The sequence below is a fragment of the Ruegeria sp. AA3 genome (assembly GCF_056542905.1).
Genome location: NZ_JBQGAQ010000006.1, coordinates 93,081 through 110,572 on the forward strand (window position 1 = coordinate 93,081; position 17,492 = coordinate 110,572).

Consider the following 17,492-nt stretch of genomic DNA (forward strand, 5'->3'; position numbering starts at 1 on the left):
TCGGTTTATTTGAATACGCCGTCCCTTGCCGGGCGGCGTTTTGCGTTGGCCTGCGCGTCGTCGTTGACCGTAGGGGGAATCGCTGCTATTTGATTATTGAACACTTGTTCATTAATGCAATCGGAGGAGCCCTGCATGTTTATGGCCACAATGCAATTCGATCTGGGCGAGGACGTGAATGCCCTGCGTGAGATGGTCCACCGTTGGGCGCAGGAACGGGTCAAGCCGATGGCGGCCGAGATTGATGCCTCGAACGCCTTTCCGAATGAGCTGTGGAAAGAGATGGGTGACCTTGGCCTGCTGGGCGTCACAGTGCCAGAAGAGTATGGCGGGGCGGGAATGTCGTATCTGGCGCATACCATTGCAGTGGAAGAGGTGGCGCGCGCCTCGGCCTCAGTCTCGTTGTCCTATGGGGCGCATTCGAACCTGTGCGTGAACCAGATCAAGCTGAATGGGACGGATGAGCAGAAACAGAAATATCTGCCGCGCCTGATTTCGGGCGATCATGTGGGCGCTCTTGCTATGTCTGAGCCTTCGGCCGGATCGGATGTGGTGTCGATGAAATTGCGGGCGGAAAAGCGCAATGATCACTATCGTCTGAACGGCAACAAATATTGGATCACCAATGGGCCGGACGCGGATACTCTGGTCGTTTATGCCAAGACGGAGCCCGAGGCCGGATCGAAGGGGATCACGGCCTTTTTGATCGAGAAAGAGATGAGGGGATTCTCGACCTCGCCTCATTTCGACAAGCTGGGGATGCGCGGATCTAACACAGCTGAGCTGATTTTTGATGATGTCGAAGTGCCGTTCGAGAATGTTCTGGGCGAAGAGGGCAGGGGTGTTGCCGTTTTGATGTCTGGACTGGATTACGAACGTGTTGTGCTGGCTGGGATCGGGACAGGTATCATGGCGGCCTGTCTGGACGAGGTCATGCCCTATCTGGCCGAGCGCAAACAGTTCGGCAAGCCGATCGGCAGCTTCCAACTGATGCAGGGTAAGATCGCAGATATGTACACCGCGATGAATTCGGCGCGGGCTTATGTCTACGAAGTCGCTAAGGCCTGTGATCGGGGAGATGTGACCCGACAGGATGCGGCAGCGTGCTGCCTATATGCCTCGGAACAGGCGATGGTGCAGGCGCATCAAGCGGTGCAAGCGCTGGGCGGGGCCGGGTTCCTTTCCGACGCGCCGGTCAGCCGCATTTTCCGTGATGCAAAGCTGATGGAGATCGGCGCGGGCACCAGCGAAATCCGTCGGATGCTGATCGGCCGTGAGATGATGAACGAAATGCTGTGAGGGAAGGCCCCGCAGTTTCACGAACTCCGGGGCTTTGGTGATTGGATCAGAACGTATGGACGTAGGACAGGCCAATCAGGAACGGGTCGATTTCGGCTTTGCCGATGTCGTTGCCGTCCAAAGTGACGTCCGAGTCGATGTCGAACCAACGCACGTTCAGACGCACAGCGCCTTTGTCGGTGACCATGTAGTCCAGACCGGCCTGCAGCGAGACGCCGAAGGAATTGTCCAGATCCAAATCGCCCAGGGGCGAGTCCTCTTCGAAGAAGATGGTGTAGTTCAGACCCGCGCCGACATAGGGTTTCCATGCGCTATTGGTCGCGAAATGATAGTTCAGCGAAAGGGTGGGCGGCAGGTGTTTGACGCTTCCGGCATCAACGCTGCCACCAAGAGTGACGTCATGTTTGTAGGGGGTCGAGGCCAGCAATTCGATCCCGAGGTTGTCCTGAACGAAGTACTCGACGGTGAAGATGGGGCGCGTGTCCGAGTCAACGTCGGCGTCAAACCCAGCGAGCGAGCCGTTATCGGATTTGGGATCCAGATAACCGACACCAACACCGACCGTCCAATCACCCTGCGATTGGGCGAATGCGGGGGCAGCCAGCGCGACAAGCGCGGTGGAAAGGGTCAAAGCGGCGAGTTTCTTTGTCATATTCATGCCTTTGGTTGCGTCAATGTGGACCTTGTGGATGGCGCGATGCCGCCAAACTCTGATCTGCATCAATTTCGCATCGAAATTGCACCGATGAAGCATGGATCAACTGTCAGTAAAATAAGGGAGAATCTGAGTGTCTCCTGCTAGGGTCATACCGGGTCTTCGCAGTGATCAAAGCTGGGCCATACCGGATCGATTGAATATGGCGCGACAGTGCCTTTCTCAGCCTTCAGAACAGGTTGCAATACTGGACCTGACGGCTTCTGATCCGCGTGAAGTTACGTTCGGCGATCTGGGTGAAATGGTAGATGGTATTGCGCGTGCTCTGATCAACGACGTCCGACCCGGCGATCGAGTGGGCGTGTTGCTGAGCCAGTCGCCCTGGTGTGCGGCGGCACATTTGGCAATCTGGAAAATCGGCGCGATTTCGGTACCCCTGTTCAAGTTGTTCAAACACGATGCGCTATCATCGCGTGTCGGTGACGCGGGCTTAAAATTTGTTCTGACAGATCCCGAAGGGGCCGCGCTTGTCGGTGATCTGGCCAAACCGGTTCTCATCGATCAGATCGGGCAAGAGGGACTACCTGTCCCGTTTGCCGACACCAGCCCCGAGGACCCTGCGGTATTGATCTACACCTCAGGCACCACCGGTAGCCCAAAGGGGGCACTGCACGGGCACCGGGTACTGACGGGTCACCTGCCGGGCGTATCGATCAGCCACAATCATCTGCGTCAGGGGGATTGCCTGTGGACACCGGCGGACTGGGCTTGGATCGGCGGTCTGTTCGATGTGCTGATGCCCGGTCTAGCGCTGGGTGTACCGGTCGTTGCGGCGAGGTTGGATAAGTTCACTCCCGAGGCCTGCACGGATCTCGTCATGCGTGGCGGGGTACGGAATGTGTTCTTCCCGCCGACCGCCCTTCGCATGTTGAAAGCTGCGGACCAGACGATCCCCGGTTTGCGCTCGGTCGCGTCCGGAGGGGAGCCTCTGGGGGCCGAGATGCTGGCTTGGGGTAAAAAGGCGTTTGGCCTGACGATCAACGAATTTTACGGCCAGACCGAATGCAATATGGTCGTGTCCTCCTGTGCCGAGGATTTCCCAGTGCACCCCGGCTGTATCGGAAAGCCGGTGCCCGGGCATGAAGTTGCGGTGATTGATGGCGACGGCCGGCCAACCAATGAAGAGGGCGACGTCGCTATCCGGCGCGGCTCGGCCTCGATGATGCTGGAATACTGGAACCGGCCCGATGCGACCGCTGAGAAATTCCGGGGTGGCTGGCTGATCACCGGAGACCGTGGCGTGTGGGAGGGCGACTATCTGCGCTTTGTCGGTCGCGATGATGACGTGATCACGTCGGCCGGATACCGCATCGGACCCGCTGAGATCGAGGATTGCCTGCTGACCCATCCGGCAGTGGCAACTGTGGGTGTAGTCGGCAAGCCTGATCCGCTGCGGACCGAGATCGTGAAGGCCTATGTGGTGTTGAAACCGGGCGCTGAGGCTGCGGAGCAGGAGTTGCAGGATTGGGTCAAGGACCGTCTGGCTCAGTACTCCTATCCGCGCGAGGTGGCGTTTCTGGACGAGTTGCCGATGACGGTGACGGGGAAGGTGATCCGCAAGGAGTTGAAGGCGCGGGCTGCGGGGGAGGCAATTACATGATGCGAATTGCAGTTGCTGCGATACTGGTTCCATCGCTTGTCTACGCTCAGGGCGCTTGGGTAGACCAGTCGTACATTCAACAGTGTTTTTCCCAGTCGCAGCAGGGCGATAGCTTGTCATCATGTCTAGGCGCAGCTGCCAATACCTGCCAAACGATACCGGGAAATGAAACAACCATTGGCATTACCGAATGTATTCAAGCTGAAACCCAAGTTTGGGATTCATTTCTGAACGAACAGTATAGACTGCGTAGAGCGGAACTGGCTGAGCAAAGTCCCGAACTTTCGGACCAGTTGCGAGATGCACAACGCGCATGGATCGGGTTTCGGGATGCTGAATGTGCTCTGGCCTACGGCATATGGTCTGGAGGAACGATACGCTCGATTGTAGCCGCAAATTGCTTGCTGACCGAAACCGCTGAACGCGCTGTGGAATTGCGCGACTTAGGGAAGATGGAATGAAACTAAAATCCAAAGCCATACCAACCTCCGAGGGGTTCAAGGCGAACCGAGCTGCACATCTGGATGCGCTGGCACGTATCTCTGAGGCCGCCGAAGCCGCCCGCATGGGCGGAGGTGAGAGATCCCGCGCGCGGCATGAATCTCGGGGCAAGATGCTGCCGCGTCGCCGGGTGGCAAACCTTCTTGATCCGGGCTCTCCGTTTCTTGAAATCGGCGCAACGGCGGCGCATGGGATGTACGGGGGCGCCGCACCTTGTGCCGGGGTCATCGCCGGGATTGGCCGGGTGCAGGGACGCGAGGTCATGGTGGTGTGCAACGATGCCACCGTGAAGGGCGGCACATATTATCCAATGACCGTCAAGAAACATCTTCGGGCGCAGGAGATCGCCGAGGAAAACCATCTGCCCTGCATCTATCTGGTCGATAGCGGCGGTGCGAACCTGCCCAATCAGGATGAGGTCTTTCCCGACCGCGATCATTTTGGCCGCATTTTCTATAACCAGGCGCGGATGAGCGCGAAGTGCATCCCTCAAATCGCGGTTGTCATGGGGTCGTGCACGGCGGGCGGAGCTTATGTGCCCGCGATGTCCGATGTGACGATAATCGTAAAAGAACAGGGGACGATCTTTCTGGCCGGGCCACCTCTGGTCAAAGCCGCGACGGGAGAGGTTGTGACAGCCGAAGATCTGGGCGGTGGCGATGTGCATACGCGCCTGTCCGGCGTTGCGGATTATCTGGCCGAGGATGATGCGCATGCGTTGGCTCTGGCCCGGCGCGCCGTCGGGTCGTTGGGCGGTGCCGGGCTGAAGCCCGGCCTACAGTTTGAGGCACCCGAAGAGCCAGCTTACGACCCTGAAGAGATTCTGGGCGTTGTTCCGGCTGATCTGCGTACGCCCTATGATATCCGCGAGGTGATTGCGCGTCTGGTCGATGGCTCCCGGTTTGATGAGTTCAAGCCGCGTTTTGGCGAGACGCTGGTGACCGGTTTCGCCTATGTCAAAGGCTGCCCGGTTGGGATCATCGCCAACAATGGCGTGCTGTTTTCCGAGGCCGCGCAGAAGGGCGCGCATTTTGTCGAGCTGTGTTCTCAGCGCAAAACACCGCTGGTATTCCTGCAGAACATCACCGGCTTCATGGTTGGCCGCAAATACGAAAACGAAGGCATCGCGCGGCATGGGGCCAAGATGGTTACGGCGGTGGCGACGACGAGCGTTCCCAAGATCACCATGCTGGTCGGCGGTTCTTTCGGAGCTGGAAACTACGGCATGGCAGGTCGCGCCTATCAGCCTCGTTTCCTGTGGACCTGGCCGAATTCACGCATCTCGGTGATGGGGGGCGAGCAGGCTGCGGGCGTTCTTGCCACCGTCAAGCGCGACGGGATCGAACGGCAGGGCGGCACGTGGTCGGCTGAAGAGGAAGCCGAGTTCAAACGTCCGACGCTGGACATGTTCGAGGAACAATCCCACCCGCTTTATGCTTCGGCCCGGCTCTGGGATGACGGCATCATCGACCCACGCAAAAGCCGCGACGTGTTGGCCTTGTCGCTGAGTGCTGCACTGAACGCCCCGATTGAGGAGACACGTTTCGGCGTGTTCAGGATGTAAGATGAGCGTTTCATTGAATGACGTCATGGCCCGCTATCCGGGTGCTCAGACTTTCAAGTTTGGTGACAACGCATCGCTGAGTGCTGAGCTGCTGGCGTTGGTGCGATCAGGCCGAAAAACGGCAACCTGTGGTGCGTTGCGTGACTACCCTGATGGCAGTGCTGATACCCCCATTGTTGGGCGGCAGGATATTGCGCTGGACTGGGATGATCGCCCGGCCTTGGTGATCGAAACGGTCGAGGTCTCGATCTGCCGATATTGCGATGTGACCGAAGACTTCGCATTGGCCGAGGGTGAGAATGAAACGCTTGAGGGCTGGTGCGAGGATCATCGCCGGTATTTCGAACGAAATGGCGGATTTGATCCCGAGATGGAATTGCTGTGCGAACGGTTCCGCCTTGTCGAAGATCTGGCGGCTGAGGGGTAAGCTATGTTTAATAAAATCCTGATTGCCAACCGTGGCGAGATTGCTTGCCGTGTGATGGAAACGGCTCAGAAGATGGGCCTATCCTGCGTGGCTGTTTATTCGGATGCCGATGCCTTGGCCAAGCATGTGCAGATGGCCGATGAAGCTGTGCATATCGGCGGCGCGGCCCCGGCTGAGAGCTATCTGAAAGGTGATGTGATCATTCAGGCGGCGCTGGATACTGGCGCGCAAGCGATCCATCCGGGCTATGGCTTTCTGTCCGAAAATCCAGACTTCGTGGATGCGGTTGAGGCAGCAGGCCTGACCTTCATCGGCCCATCGGCGGACGCAATCCGAAAGATGGGCCTTAAGGACGCGGCCAAGGTGTTGATGGAGAATGCAGGCGTTCCGGTTGTGCCTGGTTATCATGGCGACAATCAAGACCCCGAACACCTGGCAGGCGCGGCGGATACCATTGGTTATCCTGTTCTGATCAAGGCCGTTGCAGGTGGCGGTGGCAAGGGGATGCGGTTGGTTGAGAAGCCCGAGGAATTTTCGGCTGCTTTGGACAGCGCGCGCGGTGAGGCCAAGACGGCCTTTGGTAATGACGCGGTACTGGTCGAGAAATTCGTCGCCAAGCCGCGTCATATCGAGGTGCAGGTGTTCGGCGATGGCACCCATGCGGTGCATCTGTTCGAACGCGATTGCTCGTTACAGCGGCGGCACCAGAAGGTGATCGAAGAGGCTCCGGCCCCCGGCATGACCGTTGAAATGCGCGATGCAATGGGTCAGGCGGGCGTGCGTGCGGCTGAGGCGATTGGATACAAGGGCGCAGGGACGGTTGAGTTCATCGTCGATGCTTCGGACGGGTTACGCCCGGATCGGTTTTGGTTCATGGAGATGAACACGCGCCTGCAAGTCGAACATCCGGTGACCGAGGCAATAACGGGTGTCGATCTGGTCGAATGGCAGTTGCAGGTAGCTGCGGGCGAAAGCCTGCCGAAACAGCAGGGTGATTTGTCGATCAACGGGCATTCCTTTGAGGCGCGGCTTTATGCCGAGGACGTTCCCAAGGGTTTTCTGCCCGCGACGGGTACGCTGGCCCATCTGCACTTCCCGCCAGAGTGCCGCGCCGATAGTGGCGTACGGGCTGGGGATACGATCAGCCCTTGGTACGATCCCATGATTGCCAAGGTCGTGGTGCATGGCCCGACGCGAGCGGTTGCTTTGGAAAGCCTGCACCGCGTCTTGCGCCAAACCGAAGTTGCCGGGACGGTAACCAACCTTGCGTTTCTTGGGGCTCTGACGCGGCACAGCGGGTTTGCGTCGGGCGACGTGGATACCGGGCTGATCGGGCGAGACCTTGACGATCTTGTGCAGGAAGCTGGCGCAAGCAACGCGTCAGCCGTGGCTGCGGCGATGACGGCGCTGGGTCTGGCCGAGACGGCCTCAGAATCGGGCTTTACGCTATGGGCACCGTTACATCGCGCTGTGCAATTGCTGCGGGATGGAGAAGTGGTTGATCTGGATGTACAGGTCGAGGGCCCGGATCGGCAGATTTGGGAGATCGAAGACGCGCAGCTAATCGCGCAGCGCCATGGCGCTGGCTGGACCATCGATGGGACACCTGTGCCCAATGTTGTCATGGCCGGGTCCCACGTCACAGTATTCGACGACTATGGGCAGGTGTTTGAGGTTGTTGACCCTCTGGACCGCGACGCCAGCGCGGGGGGCGACACCAATGTGATCGAAGCGCCGATGCCAGGTCTGGTCAAGGCCGTCTTTGCCTCGGCAGGGCAGCTGGTGAAAAAAGGCGACCGGCTGGCCATTCTGGAAGCGATGAAGATGGAGCATTCTCTGCTGGCCGCCCGCGATGGCGTGGTCGCAGAAGTGCTGGCCGAAGCGGGCGCACAGGTCGAGGCTGGGGCAGCGCTGGTTCGGTTGGCCGAGGATTGATCTGTTCGGCCTGTGGATTGCGTGGCACAGTCGGGCCATCCGTAATTGAAACGATAAGAAACCGGGAAGGGATGCGCTGATGAAAGAACGGGTCGAGATTTTCGAGGTCGGGCCACGCGACGGCCTGCAGAACGAACAGCGCGAGATCCCGGTGGCCGAGAAAGTCGCCTTGGTCGATTGCCTCAGCCGTGGCGGGTTCAACCGGATTGAGGTTGCAAGCTTTGTCTCACCGAGATGGGTGCCGCAAATGGCAGGCAGCGGTGAGGTTCTGGCCGAGATCAAGCGGGCAGAAGGCGTTCGTTATGCGGCTCTGACGCCGAACATGCGTGGGTATGGGGACGCGCTGGCGGCCAAGGCGGATGAGATTGCAGTGTTTGCCTCGGCCTCCGAAGGATTTTCGAAGGCAAATATTAACGCGACCATCGCCGAATCCATCGAACGGTTCGTGCCGATCCTTGAGGCCGCGCGGCATATCGATCTGCCCGTGCGTGGTTATGTGTCCTGCGTGACTGATTGCCCCTATGACGGCCCGACCCCGCCTGAAAAAGTGGCTGAGGTCGCGGATGCTTTGTTCGCGCATGGCTGCTACGAGATTTCGCTGGGCGATACGATTGGGCAGGGGACCCCGGACAAGATCGCGCATATGCTGTTGGCCGTGCGCGAACGGGTCCCGGTCACCCGGCTTGCGGGACATTTCCATGACACCAACGGGCGGGCGATCGACAATATCGATGCTTCTCTGGCGCTGGGTGTACGGGTGTTTGATGCCGCCGTGGGCGGGCTTGGGGGGTGCCCCTATGCGCCAGGTGCAGCTGGTAATGTGGCAACTGAAGCGGTGGCCGCGCATCTGGAACGGTTGGGATATGAAACCGGGTTGGACGCGTCTGTGCTGGAAGAAGCAGCAGACATGGCGCGGGCTATGCGAGCGGAATAGAAATGTACGAAACGATAACTTTAAAGACAGATGGTCGCGGCGTAGCCACGTTAACGCTGGATCGACCAGAGAAGCACAATGCGCTGTCGGCGCAGATGATTGCTGAACTGACACAAGCCGCCGGGCAACTGGCCAGTGATGAAGCTGTCCGGGTGGTGGTTCTGGCCGCGTCAGGCAAAAGCTTTTGCGCCGGGGGTGATCTGGGTTGGATGCAGGCGCAAATGGCCGCCGATCCCGATACGCGCTTCACCGAGGCGCGCAAGCTGGCCGAGATGCTGAATGCCCTGAATACGCTGCCCAAGCCTCTGATTGGCGCATTGCAGGGCAATGCGTTTGGTGGTGGATTGGGAATGGCCTCGGTCTGTGATGTGGCGATCGGGGTGGATAGCCTGAAGATGGGCCTGACCGAAACGCGACTTGGCCTGATCCCGGCCACGATTGGCCCCTATGTTATTGCTCGTATGGGTGAGGCAAGGTCGCGGCGGGTCTTCATGTCCGCACGTCTCTTTGATGCAGCGGAGGCTGTCGAGCTGGGCTTGTTGACGCGCGCGGTGCCCGCTGATGCCTTGGCAGAGGCGGTCGAGGCCGAAGTGCGTCCCTATCTGTCCTGCGCGCCAGGCGCTGTTTCTTCGGCAAAGCAATTGATCCAATCGCTGGGACCACGCATTGACGATGCTGTGATCGACCACACCATTCGACAGCTGGTAACGCGATGGGAAACCGACGAGGCGCAAGAGGGAATCAGGGCCTTCTTTGACAAACGAAAACCTGCATGGAATAGGTAGGTTTAGCCGCGTCGGGCCGTTGCAAGGTATTCTAAGCCATAGCCTGCTGGGCGATTGTAATAATGCCCATCTGCGCGTTTCTGTTCGGTTGACCCTCTGACCCCACAGAGATAGAGAATGTCCAGTCAACACGCCAATTGACGGCGCGCCCCTTCGGGACATGCGCAGGAAAGGAGCTATACGTGGAAGACCTGTTGCGGGAGTACCTCCCGATCCTGGTGTTTCTGGCCGTCGCTGTAGGCCTTGGAATCGTCTTGATTCTCGCTGCTGTAGTGCTTGCCGTCCGCAATCCAGACCCTGAAAAAGTCAGTGCATATGAATGTGGCTTTAACGCATTCGACGATGCGCGGATGAAATTCGACGTCCGATTCTATCTGGTCGCGATTCTCTTCATCATCTTCGATCTGGAAATCGCCTTCCTGTTTCCCTGGGCCGTTGGCTTCAAAGACATTAGCGATGTTGGGTTTTGGTCCATGATGGTGTTCCTGGCGGTGCTGACCATCGGCTTTGCCTATGAATGGAAGAAAGGGGCCCTGGAATGGGAGTGATGACGGGCGCAAACACCGCGGGCGTCGACAAAGAAGTCGCCACCCAGGCCCTGAATGCCGAGCTGCAGGACAAAGGTTTCCTGCTGACTTCGACCGAAGACATCATCAACTGGGCCCGTACCGGTAGCTTGCACTGGATGACCTTTGGTCTGGCCTGCTGCGCGGTTGAGATGATGCACACGTCGATGCCGCGCTACGATGCGGAACGGTTTGGTATTGCGCCCCGCGCGTCCCCGCGTCAGTCGGATGTGATGATCGTGGCCGGAACCCTGACCAACAAGATGGCCCCTGCGCTGCGCAAGGTCTACGACCAGATGCCCGAACCGCGCTATGTGATCTCGATGGGCTCCTGTGCGAATGGCGGTGGTTATTACCACTATTCCTATTCTGTCGTGCGCGGTTGTGACCGGGTTGTGCCCGTGGACATCTATGTGCCCGGCTGCCCTCCGACCGCAGAGGCGCTACTTTATGGGTTGATGCAGCTGCAACGCAAAATCCGCCGCACCGGCACGATTGTTCGCTGAGGGAGAGGGCAGATGAGCGAAGCACTCAAAGAACTCGGCGCGCAGTTGGAGCTAAAACGAACCGATTGCGTTCTGTCCTGGGACGTGACGCATGGTGAGCTGAACGTCGATGTGGCCCCGTCGAATCTTGTGGAATTCATCGAATTCCTGAAGTCTGACCGCAGTTGCCAGTTCTCAACGCTGGTGGACATTACCGGTGTCGACTACCCCGAACGCGCCAAGCGGTTTGACGTGGTTTATCACTTCCTCTCGATGTACCAGAACCAGCGCATCCGCCTGCGGGTTTCGATCCGCGAGGATGACATGGTGCCCTCGATCGTTGACGTTCACCCCTCGGCCAACTGGTTCGAGCGTGAGGTGTTCGATATGTTCGGGATTCTATTCTCGGGCCATCCGGACCTACGGCGCATCCTGACCGACTATGGGTTCCGCGGCTATCCGCTGCGCAAGGATTTTCCGACCACCGGTTATACCGAAGTTCGCTACGACGAGGCTCAAAAGCGCGTGGTCTATGAACCTGTGTCGCTGGTGCAGGAATACCGTCAGTTTGATTTCATGTCCCCGTGGGAAGGTGCGAACTACATTCTTCCGGGGGATGAAAAACAGGAGACTGAATAATGGGTGGCATCTGGTGGCTGATCCTGTCTGCACTGACCATCATTCCGATGGTGAAGATATTGCCGTTTTTCGGGATCAACAAATACTGGTGCCTGCTCTGTCTGGTTCCTTTCGGCACGATCGCGTTGCTGTGGTGGGTCGGGCTTAAACTGCAAGAGTTGGAGCGCCGCTGATGGGTCTGGGGGAACTGATCGCGTTGGGGGCGCTGGGGGTTCTGCTGGCCGGGGCCGCTGCCAAAGCGGCTGATGCGGAAAAGGTCCGGGTTCGGGCCGAAGCGAAGAAGAAACGAGGGCGTTGATGGACGGCTCAAGATACGATGACGGCAGCACGGACGCGCTGAGCGGGGAACAGAAGATCCGCAACTTCAACATCAACTTCGGCCCGCAACACCCTGCGGCGCACGGGGTTTTGCGTCTTGTGCTTGAGCTGGACGGCGAGATTGTCGAGCGCTGCGACCCGCATATCGGCCTGCTGCACCGTGGCACCGAAAAGCTGATGGAGAGCCGGACGTATCTGCAGAACCTGCCGTATTTCGATCGTCTGGATTACGTCGCGCCGATGAACCAGGAACACGCCTGGTGTTTGGCCATTGAAAAGCTGACCGGTGTGGAAGTACCACGTCGCGGTTCTCTGATCCGGGTCCTCTATTCCGAGATCGGCCGTATTCTTAACCACCTGTTGAACGTGACCACTCAGGCCATGGACGTCGGCGCGCTGACCCCACCGCTTTGGGGCTTTGAAGAACGTGAAAAGCTGATGGTGTTCTACGAGCGTGCCTGCGGTGCCCGTCTGCACGCTGCCTATTTCCGCCCCGGTGGGGTGCACCAAGACCTGCCGACCGAGCTGCTGGACGATATCGAAGCTTGGAGCCACGAGTTCCCTGCCGTTCTGGACGACATTGACGGGCTGCTGACCGAAAACCGCATCTTCAAACAGCGTAATGCCGACATCGGTGTGGTGACCGAGGATGACATTCAAAAATACGGCTTCTCGGGCGTGATGGTCCGTGGTTCGGGTCTTGCATGGGACCTGCGTCGCGCGCAGCCCTATGAATGCTATGACGAGTTCGAGTTTCAGATCCCCGTCGGCAAGAACGGTGACTGCTACGATCGCTATCTGGTGCGCATGGAAGAGATGCGCCAGTCGCTGCTGATCATCCGCCAGGCCATCGCCAAAATTCGCGACTGCCCAGGCGACGTTCTGGCACGCGGCAAGATCACCCCGCCGAAACGCTCGGATATGAAGACCTCGATGGAGAGCCTGATCCATCACTTCAAGCTTTATACCGAAGGCTTCCACGTCCCCGCGGGCGAAGTCTACGCCGCCGTCGAGGCCCCCAAGGGCGAATTCGGCGTCTATCTGGTCGCCGACGGCACCAACAAACCCTATCGCGCTAAACTCCGCGCGCCGGGGTTCCTGCATCTACAAGCCATGGACCACGTTGCCGGAGGCCACCAACTGGCCGACGTCGCCGCGATTATCGGTACCATGGACGTCGTATTTGGAGAGATTGACCGCTAATGCTCCGCCGTCTTCACGCCGAACAACCCGAAAGCTTCGCCTTCACCGCTGCTAACCAGCAATGGGCCGAAGCGCAAATAACCAAATACCCCGAGGGCCGTCAGGCCAGCGCGGTCATCCCGCTGCTGTGGCGCGCGCAGGAACAAGAGGGCTGGCTGAGCCGTCCGGCGATTGAATCCGTCGCCGACATGCTGGGTATGGCCTATATCCGCGTGCTTGAGGTCGCCTCGTTCTATTTCATGTTCCAGCTGCAGCCGGTTGGATCGGTGGCGCATATTCAGGTGTGTGGCACGACCTCCTGCATGATCTGCGGCGCCGAAGATCTGATTGCGGTCTGCAAGGAAAAGATCGCTGCAAAGCCGCATGAGCTGTCTGCTGACGGCAAGCTGAGCTGGGAAGAGGTGGAATGCCTCGGTTCCTGCACAAACGCTCCGATGGCGCAGATCGGCAAGGATTACTACGAAGATCTGACGACCGAGAGCTTTGGCAAGATTCTTGATGATCTGGTGGCAGGCAAAGTGCCAACTCCGGGTCCGCAGAATGGTCGGTATGCGGCGGAACCTCTGAAAGGGCTGACCAGCCTGACGGAGTATGACAGTGGCCGGACGCAATACAACGCCAGTGTTCAGCTTGCGAGCGAACTGGGCGATACCGTCAAGCGTATTGACGGAATCGAGGTTCCAATCCTGACCCCGTGGCTGGGCAAGGATGGCAAAGCTGCTGCAACCAAAGCTGCTCCGAAACCGCCAAAAGCGCCAGCCCCGGCGAAACCTGCAGTGAAACAGGCCGCTGAGGCGAAAGCGGCGAAAGAGGAACAGCCCGAAACGCTGACTGGTGCGCGGGATGGCAAGCCTGATGATCTGAAAATGCTGAAGGGCGTAGGTCCAAAGCTGGAAGAGACCCTGAACGAGCTGGGCTTTTTCCACTTCGACCAGATTGCCGCATGGACATCAGAGCATGTGGCCTGGGTCGACACGCGCCTGAAATTCAAAGGCCGGATCGAACGGGACGGATGGATCGAACAGGCTGCAAAACTGGCAGCTGGTGAAGAAACCGAATTCGCTAAACGTGCCAAGGAAGATGGCACTTACGAGGACTAAGCAGGTGCCCGTGCGGGGCACCAGGACGAGATGGATAAAGACAGGGAACACGCCATAGCCCGCAAGGGTCGTCACATAGGCATCGTCATCGCCGTGACGATGGTGCTTTGGCTTGGCATGACCTTGTTCATAGGCCCCGCAATGGGTTTGCCGGGGCGCTATGCGCTGCTGTTTGATTTCGCTGCTCTTGCGGGATTCATCTATGCAGGTGTGAACATATTTCAACTCTGGCGCATGCGTCAGGACAGCTGAAGGTAAGACATGATGCTGAAGGATCAGGACCGGATCTTTACCAACATCTACGGGATGCATGAGCGCACGCTGAAAGGCGCGCAAGCCCGCGGGCATTGGGACGGCACAGCTGGCCTGATCAAAAATGGCCGTGACTGGATCATCCAGACAATGAAGGATTCGGGGCTGCGCGGTCGCGGCGGGGCGGGCTTCCCTACCGGCTTGAAATGGTCGTTCATGCCCAAAGAAAGCGACGGACGTCCGGCCTATCTGGTTGTGAACGCAGATGAATCCGAGCCGGGCACCTGCAAAGACCGCGAGATTATGCGTCATGATCCGCACACGCTGATCGAGGGGTGCCTGATCGCGTCTTTCGCAATGAACGCGCATACTTGCTACATCTACCTGCGCGGCGAATACATCCGCGAGCGCGAGGCGCTGCAGGCTGCGATTGATGAGGCTTATGACGCGGGTCTGCTTGGCAAGAACGCTGCTGGCTCGGGCTGGGATTTCGACTTGTTCCTGCATCACGGGGCGGGCGCGTATATCTGCGGCGAGGAAACAGCTCTGATCGAAAGCCTTGAGGGCAAGAAGGGCATGCCGCGCATGAAGCCCCCGTTCCCGGCTGGCGCGGGCCTTTATGGCTGCCCGACCACGGTGAACAATGTGGAATCGATTGCGGTTGTGCCGACCATCCTGCGCCGGGGCGCGGATTGGTTCGCGGGCTTTGGCCGCCAGAATAACGCGGGCACAAAGCTGTTTGCGATCTCGGGCCATGTGAACAACCCCTGTGTCGTCGAAGAAGCGATGTCGATTTCCTTTGAAGAACTGATCGAAACCCATTGCGGCGGTATTCGCGGCGGCTGGGACAATCTGCTGGCGGTGATCCCCGGTGGCTCGTCGGTGCCGTGCGTGCGCGGCGAAAACATGCGCGATGCGATCATGGATTTCGATTATCTGCGCGGAGAGTTGGGTTCGGGTCTGGGTACAGCCGCTGTGATTGTGATGGACAAGTCCACGGATATCATCAAAGCGATCTGGCGGTTGTCGAAGTTCTACAAGCACGAAAGCTGTGGTCAGTGCACGCCTTGCCGTGAAGGCACTGGCTGGATGATGCGTGTGATGGAACGTCTTGTACGTGGCGAAGCCGAGCTGGAGGAGATCGATATGCTCTTCGACGTCACCAAACAGGTCGAGGGCCACACAATCTGCGCGCTTGGCGATGCCGCCGCTTGGCCAATCCAAGGCCTTATCCGTAATTTCCGGGAAGAGATCGAAGACCGCATCAAGGCTCAGAAATCGGGCCGTATGGGTGCGATGGCAGCGGAGTAAACCTGATGGAAGCCTACGCCGAATATTCCCACGCAATTGCGTCATTGGTGATTTTCACCCTGATCGTATTGTTCATGTCGCCGTTTTCGGCGCTCGCAAAAGCCGGCAAGGGGCTGGCACCAGGGGCGACCCCGGATCAGGACTATTCTGACAAGGCTTATCGTTTGAACCGCGCGTATCTGAACGGTACTGAAACGCTGCCTGCGTTTTTGACCGTTACAGTTGCGGCAATTCTGCTGGGTGTCAGCCCGTTCTGGGTGAACCTGCTGGCCTCGGTCGCGCTGTTAGCGCGGGTGGTCATGCTGGTGATCCACCTGCGCGGGATCGGCAAACCGCATAGCGGGGTTCGCTCTGTGTCTTATGTAGTTGGGTGGGCCTGCATGGCCGTTCTCGGCCTTATGGCATTGGTGGCTGCGTTTTGATCCAGCCCGACGGATATCACTTGGCCGAATTGAATGTTGGTCGTCTGTTGGCACCTACCGACGATCCACGCGTGGCCGAGTTTATGGCCAACCTGGACCGCGTTAACGGACTCGGCAAGCGGATGCCGGGCTTTGTCTGGATGATGGAAGGTTCAGGTGAACCAGGAACCGGAAATACCGCAAATAGCATCGGAAGCGATCCGCAGTTCGTCGCAAATCTGACGGTCTGGGAAGATGTCGCCAGCCTTGAGAAATTTGTTTGGGGTACCATCCACAAGCAGTTCTACGAACGTCGGCAAGAATGGTTCGAAATACTCGGCGAGCAACATTTTGTCATGTGGTGGGTGCCCAAAGGTCACCAGCCTAGTTTGGAAGACGCGCTGGAACGACTAGAGACGTTGCGCACAAAAGGTGCGAGCGAAAGTGCCTTTGGATGGGCAGAATTGAAACAGGCCAGCAAGTGGCGCGACCACCGTTGCGTTCAGGTCGCGGCAGAGTAAGGGGATGGTGATGGACACGATATCCCAGACGCACCGGCAGATACCGCATGCGCCAGCCACGATGCAGGAGTGGTCATGATGGCGAAACGAGGAATTTTGGTGATGTCGGTTTTGGTGGGGGCACTGGTCTCCGCCTGCGGAGAGGCGCCATCACAGGCGACGCGGGTTGCGTTTGACGGCATTTATTTCAGGGCCAGCGCGAAACACGTGGACAAGAGAACCACACCTTCCGAGTTTACCGTGACAGTAAACGGCGTTTCGCAATCGTTCGACGGTGCGCGTGAAGCTGGCCGCTACGAAGCCACCAAGTTCTGCGTTCAGAATTTTGGCTCTTCCAGGATTGCCTGGAAGGTTGGACCGGATACGGAACCGCAAAACCTGCGTATTGAGAACGATAAACTGACCTTTGCCGGACGCTGCCAACGACCATGAGCAACCGTATCGTATATCACGGCAGGACCGGTGGCTTGTTATTGCATAGCAAGCGCGTCGACCATCGTCTTGGGAATCCCAAGACGAAAGGAAATGTTATGTCTTTGATACGACTGGTCGCCGCGATTTGCGTAATATCTGTCCCGGTTCTGGCTGAGGCGAAGCCACCCTTGCGCGAAGTCAAAGAGATCGACAACGAACTCTATTACATCGCGATCGCAAACGAGATTTCGGAGTATTGCCCGTCAATAAGCGGGCGTCGGCTCAAGGCGATTGGTGTCATGTGGGATTTGCGCTCGAAAGCGAACAAACTTGGATATTCGGACAAGGAAATCCGGGCTTATGTGGATTCGGATTCTGAAAAAGATCGTATGCGCGCCAAGGGCGAGAGCTATCTGGCGCAGAACGGCGTTTCTTACGAAAATCCCAAAACCTTCTGCGCGTTGGGCAAGAAGGAAATTGAAAGAAACAGCGCCATCGGCGTGTATTTGAGGGCGAACTAGA

The 17,492-nt window shown here is 58.3% G+C and carries 22 protein-coding genes; 21 read left to right on the plus strand and 1 reads right to left on the minus strand.

Annotated elements, in window-relative coordinates:
- The first annotated feature begins 135 nt into the window (after positions 1 to 135).
- Positions 136 to 1,299: an isovaleryl-CoA dehydrogenase gene (locus ACR0JR_RS12170; RefSeq protein ID WP_480456370.1), complete on the plus strand. Its 1,164-nt coding sequence runs from the start codon at positions 136 to 138 to the stop codon at positions 1,297 to 1,299.
- A gap of 46 nt (positions 1,300 to 1,345) precedes the next feature.
- Here the strand turns inward: ACR0JR_RS12170 and ACR0JR_RS12175 are convergent, their stop codons facing one another.
- Positions 1,346 to 1,951, minus strand: a complete 606-nt coding sequence (locus tag ACR0JR_RS12175; RefSeq protein WP_480456372.1) for an OmpW/AlkL family protein — start codon at positions 1,949 to 1,951, stop codon at positions 1,346 to 1,348.
- 136 nt (positions 1,952 to 2,087) lie between these two features.
- Here ACR0JR_RS12175 and ACR0JR_RS12180 point away from each other — a divergent pair, with 136 nt between their 5' ends.
- From ACR0JR_RS12180 to ACR0JR_RS12275, 20 genes are all read left to right on the plus strand, one after another.
- A complete protein-coding gene (locus tag ACR0JR_RS12180; protein WP_480456374.1) occupies positions 2,088 to 3,614 on the plus strand; it encodes an AMP-binding protein in 1,527 nt (508 codons plus the stop codon).
- Complete coding sequence (locus ACR0JR_RS12185; RefSeq protein WP_480456375.1) at positions 3,611 to 4,075, plus strand: lysozyme inhibitor LprI family protein; 465 nt, start codon at positions 3,611 to 3,613, stop codon at positions 4,073 to 4,075. The genes ACR0JR_RS12180 and ACR0JR_RS12185 overlap by 4 nt, the downstream gene beginning before the upstream one ends.
- Positions 4,072 to 5,679, plus strand: a complete 1,608-nt coding sequence (locus ACR0JR_RS12190) for a carboxyl transferase domain-containing protein (protein ID WP_480456376.1) — start codon at positions 4,072 to 4,074, stop codon at positions 5,677 to 5,679. The genes ACR0JR_RS12185 and ACR0JR_RS12190 overlap by 4 nt, the downstream gene beginning before the upstream one ends.
- 1 nt (position 5,680) lies before the next feature.
- A complete protein-coding gene (locus tag ACR0JR_RS12195) occupies positions 5,681 to 6,106 on the plus strand; it encodes an ASCH domain-containing protein (protein ID WP_480456377.1) in 426 nt (141 codons plus the stop codon).
- A gap of 3 nt (positions 6,107 to 6,109) precedes the next feature.
- Positions 6,110 to 8,041, plus strand: coding sequence for an ATP-binding protein (locus ACR0JR_RS12200; RefSeq protein ID WP_480456378.1), 1,932 nt, complete (start codon positions 6,110 to 6,112; stop codon positions 8,039 to 8,041).
- Positions 8,042 to 8,120: 79 nt separating this feature from the next.
- Positions 8,121 to 8,975: a hydroxymethylglutaryl-CoA lyase gene (locus ACR0JR_RS12205; RefSeq protein WP_480456379.1), complete on the plus strand. Its 855-nt coding sequence runs from the start codon at positions 8,121 to 8,123 to the stop codon at positions 8,973 to 8,975.
- Positions 8,976 to 8,977: 2 nt separating this feature from the next.
- Positions 8,978 to 9,760 carry a crotonase/enoyl-CoA hydratase family protein gene (locus ACR0JR_RS12210; RefSeq protein WP_480456380.1) on the plus strand — a complete coding sequence of 261 codons (783 nt, stop codon included), beginning with the start codon at positions 8,978 to 8,980 and terminating at the stop codon, positions 9,758 to 9,760.
- 182 nt (positions 9,761 to 9,942) lie between these two features.
- Positions 9,943 to 10,308: an NADH-quinone oxidoreductase subunit A gene (locus tag ACR0JR_RS12215; protein WP_010442778.1), complete on the plus strand. Its 366-nt coding sequence runs from the start codon at positions 9,943 to 9,945 to the stop codon at positions 10,306 to 10,308.
- Complete coding sequence (locus tag ACR0JR_RS12220; protein ID WP_010442777.1) at positions 10,299 to 10,832, plus strand: NuoB/complex I 20 kDa subunit family protein; 534 nt, start codon at positions 10,299 to 10,301, stop codon at positions 10,830 to 10,832. Before ACR0JR_RS12215 ends, ACR0JR_RS12220 begins: the two co-directional genes overlap by 10 nt.
- Positions 10,833 to 10,844: 12 nt before the next feature.
- Positions 10,845 to 11,450, plus strand: coding sequence for an NADH-quinone oxidoreductase subunit C (locus ACR0JR_RS12225; RefSeq protein ID WP_170780593.1), 606 nt, complete (start codon positions 10,845 to 10,847; stop codon positions 11,448 to 11,450).
- Positions 11,450 to 11,623, plus strand: coding sequence for a hypothetical protein (locus ACR0JR_RS12230; protein ID WP_010442775.1), 174 nt, complete (start codon positions 11,450 to 11,452; stop codon positions 11,621 to 11,623). Before ACR0JR_RS12225 ends, ACR0JR_RS12230 begins: the two co-directional genes overlap by 1 nt.
- Entirely contained in the window at positions 11,623 to 11,748 is a 126-nt protein-coding gene (locus tag ACR0JR_RS12235; protein ID WP_255353504.1) for a hypothetical protein, read from the plus strand. The genes ACR0JR_RS12230 and ACR0JR_RS12235 overlap by 1 nt, the downstream gene beginning before the upstream one ends.
- Positions 11,748 to 12,971: an NADH-quinone oxidoreductase subunit D gene (locus ACR0JR_RS12240; protein WP_170780592.1), complete on the plus strand. Its 1,224-nt coding sequence runs from the start codon at positions 11,748 to 11,750 to the stop codon at positions 12,969 to 12,971. The genes ACR0JR_RS12235 and ACR0JR_RS12240 overlap by 1 nt, the downstream gene beginning before the upstream one ends.
- Positions 12,971 to 14,071, plus strand: a complete 1,101-nt coding sequence (gene nuoE, locus ACR0JR_RS12245) for an NADH-quinone oxidoreductase subunit NuoE (protein ID WP_480456381.1) — start codon at positions 12,971 to 12,973, stop codon at positions 14,069 to 14,071. Before ACR0JR_RS12240 ends, nuoE begins: the two co-directional genes overlap by 1 nt.
- Before the next feature lie 30 nt (positions 14,072 to 14,101).
- Positions 14,102 to 14,323: a DUF5337 domain-containing protein gene (locus ACR0JR_RS12250; protein ID WP_010442771.1), complete on the plus strand. Its 222-nt coding sequence runs from the start codon at positions 14,102 to 14,104 to the stop codon at positions 14,321 to 14,323.
- Between the two features lie 12 nt (positions 14,324 to 14,335).
- A complete protein-coding gene (nuoF, locus tag ACR0JR_RS12255) occupies positions 14,336 to 15,634 on the plus strand; it encodes an NADH-quinone oxidoreductase subunit NuoF (RefSeq protein WP_480456524.1) in 1,299 nt (432 codons plus the stop codon).
- Positions 15,635 to 15,639: 5 nt separating this feature from the next.
- A complete protein-coding gene (locus tag ACR0JR_RS12260) occupies positions 15,640 to 16,056 on the plus strand; it encodes an MAPEG family protein (protein ID WP_010442769.1) in 417 nt (138 codons plus the stop codon).
- Entirely contained in the window at positions 16,053 to 16,556 is a 504-nt protein-coding gene (locus ACR0JR_RS12265; protein WP_480456382.1) for a DUF3291 domain-containing protein, read from the plus strand. Before ACR0JR_RS12260 ends, ACR0JR_RS12265 begins: the two co-directional genes overlap by 4 nt.
- Positions 16,557 to 16,631: 75 nt before the next feature.
- Positions 16,632 to 16,988, plus strand: coding sequence for a hypothetical protein (locus tag ACR0JR_RS12270; RefSeq protein WP_170780589.1), 357 nt, complete (start codon positions 16,632 to 16,634; stop codon positions 16,986 to 16,988).
- A gap of 98 nt (positions 16,989 to 17,086) precedes the next feature.
- Positions 17,087 to 17,491 carry a DUF5333 domain-containing protein gene (locus ACR0JR_RS12275; protein WP_480456383.1) on the plus strand — a complete coding sequence of 135 codons (405 nt, stop codon included), beginning with the start codon at positions 17,087 to 17,089 and terminating at the stop codon, positions 17,489 to 17,491.
- Position 17,492: the final 1 nt, after the last annotated feature.

Bases quoted from the DNA above. Each gene is read 5' to 3' on its own strand.
- ACR0JR_RS12205 (WP_480456379.1), top strand. From the start codon at position 8,121: ATGAAAGAACGGGTCGAGATTTTCGAGGTCGGGCCACGCGACGGCCTG.
- ACR0JR_RS12275 (WP_480456383.1), top strand. From the start codon at position 17,087: ATGTCTTTGATACGACTGGTCGCCGCGATTTGCGTAATATCTGTCCCG.
- ACR0JR_RS12260 (WP_010442769.1), top strand. From the start codon at position 15,640: ATGGAAGCCTACGCCGAATATTCCCACGCAATTGCGTCATTGGTGATT.
- nuoE (WP_480456381.1), top strand. From the start codon at position 12,971: ATGCTCCGCCGTCTTCACGCCGAACAACCCGAAAGCTTCGCCTTCACC.
- ACR0JR_RS12240 (WP_170780592.1), top strand. From the start codon at position 11,748: ATGGACGGCTCAAGATACGATGACGGCAGCACGGACGCGCTGAGCGGG.
- ACR0JR_RS12225 (WP_170780593.1), top strand. From the start codon at position 10,845: ATGAGCGAAGCACTCAAAGAACTCGGCGCGCAGTTGGAGCTAAAACGA.
- ACR0JR_RS12230 (WP_010442775.1), top strand. From the start codon at position 11,450: ATGGGTGGCATCTGGTGGCTGATCCTGTCTGCACTGACCATCATTCCG.
- ACR0JR_RS12220 (WP_010442777.1), top strand. From the start codon at position 10,299: ATGGGAGTGATGACGGGCGCAAACACCGCGGGCGTCGACAAAGAAGTC.
- ACR0JR_RS12270 (WP_170780589.1), top strand. From the start codon at position 16,632: ATGATGGCGAAACGAGGAATTTTGGTGATGTCGGTTTTGGTGGGGGCA.
- ACR0JR_RS12195 (WP_480456377.1), top strand. From the start codon at position 5,681: ATGAGCGTTTCATTGAATGACGTCATGGCCCGCTATCCGGGTGCTCAG.
- ACR0JR_RS12235 (WP_255353504.1), top strand. From the start codon at position 11,623: ATGGGTCTGGGGGAACTGATCGCGTTGGGGGCGCTGGGGGTTCTGCTG.
- ACR0JR_RS12190 (WP_480456376.1), top strand. From the start codon at position 4,072: ATGAAACTAAAATCCAAAGCCATACCAACCTCCGAGGGGTTCAAGGCG.
- ACR0JR_RS12210 (WP_480456380.1), top strand. From the start codon at position 8,978: ATGTACGAAACGATAACTTTAAAGACAGATGGTCGCGGCGTAGCCACG.
- ACR0JR_RS12185 (WP_480456375.1), top strand. From the start codon at position 3,611: ATGATGCGAATTGCAGTTGCTGCGATACTGGTTCCATCGCTTGTCTAC.
- ACR0JR_RS12170 (WP_480456370.1), top strand. From the start codon at position 136: ATGTTTATGGCCACAATGCAATTCGATCTGGGCGAGGACGTGAATGCC.
- ACR0JR_RS12175 (WP_480456372.1), bottom strand. From the start codon at position 1,951: ATGACAAAGAAACTCGCCGCTTTGACCCTTTCCACCGCGCTTGTCGCG.
- ACR0JR_RS12200 (WP_480456378.1), top strand. From the start codon at position 6,110: ATGTTTAATAAAATCCTGATTGCCAACCGTGGCGAGATTGCTTGCCGT.
- nuoF (WP_480456524.1), top strand. From the start codon at position 14,336: ATGCTGAAGGATCAGGACCGGATCTTTACCAACATCTACGGGATGCAT.
- ACR0JR_RS12250 (WP_010442771.1), top strand. From the start codon at position 14,102: ATGGATAAAGACAGGGAACACGCCATAGCCCGCAAGGGTCGTCACATA.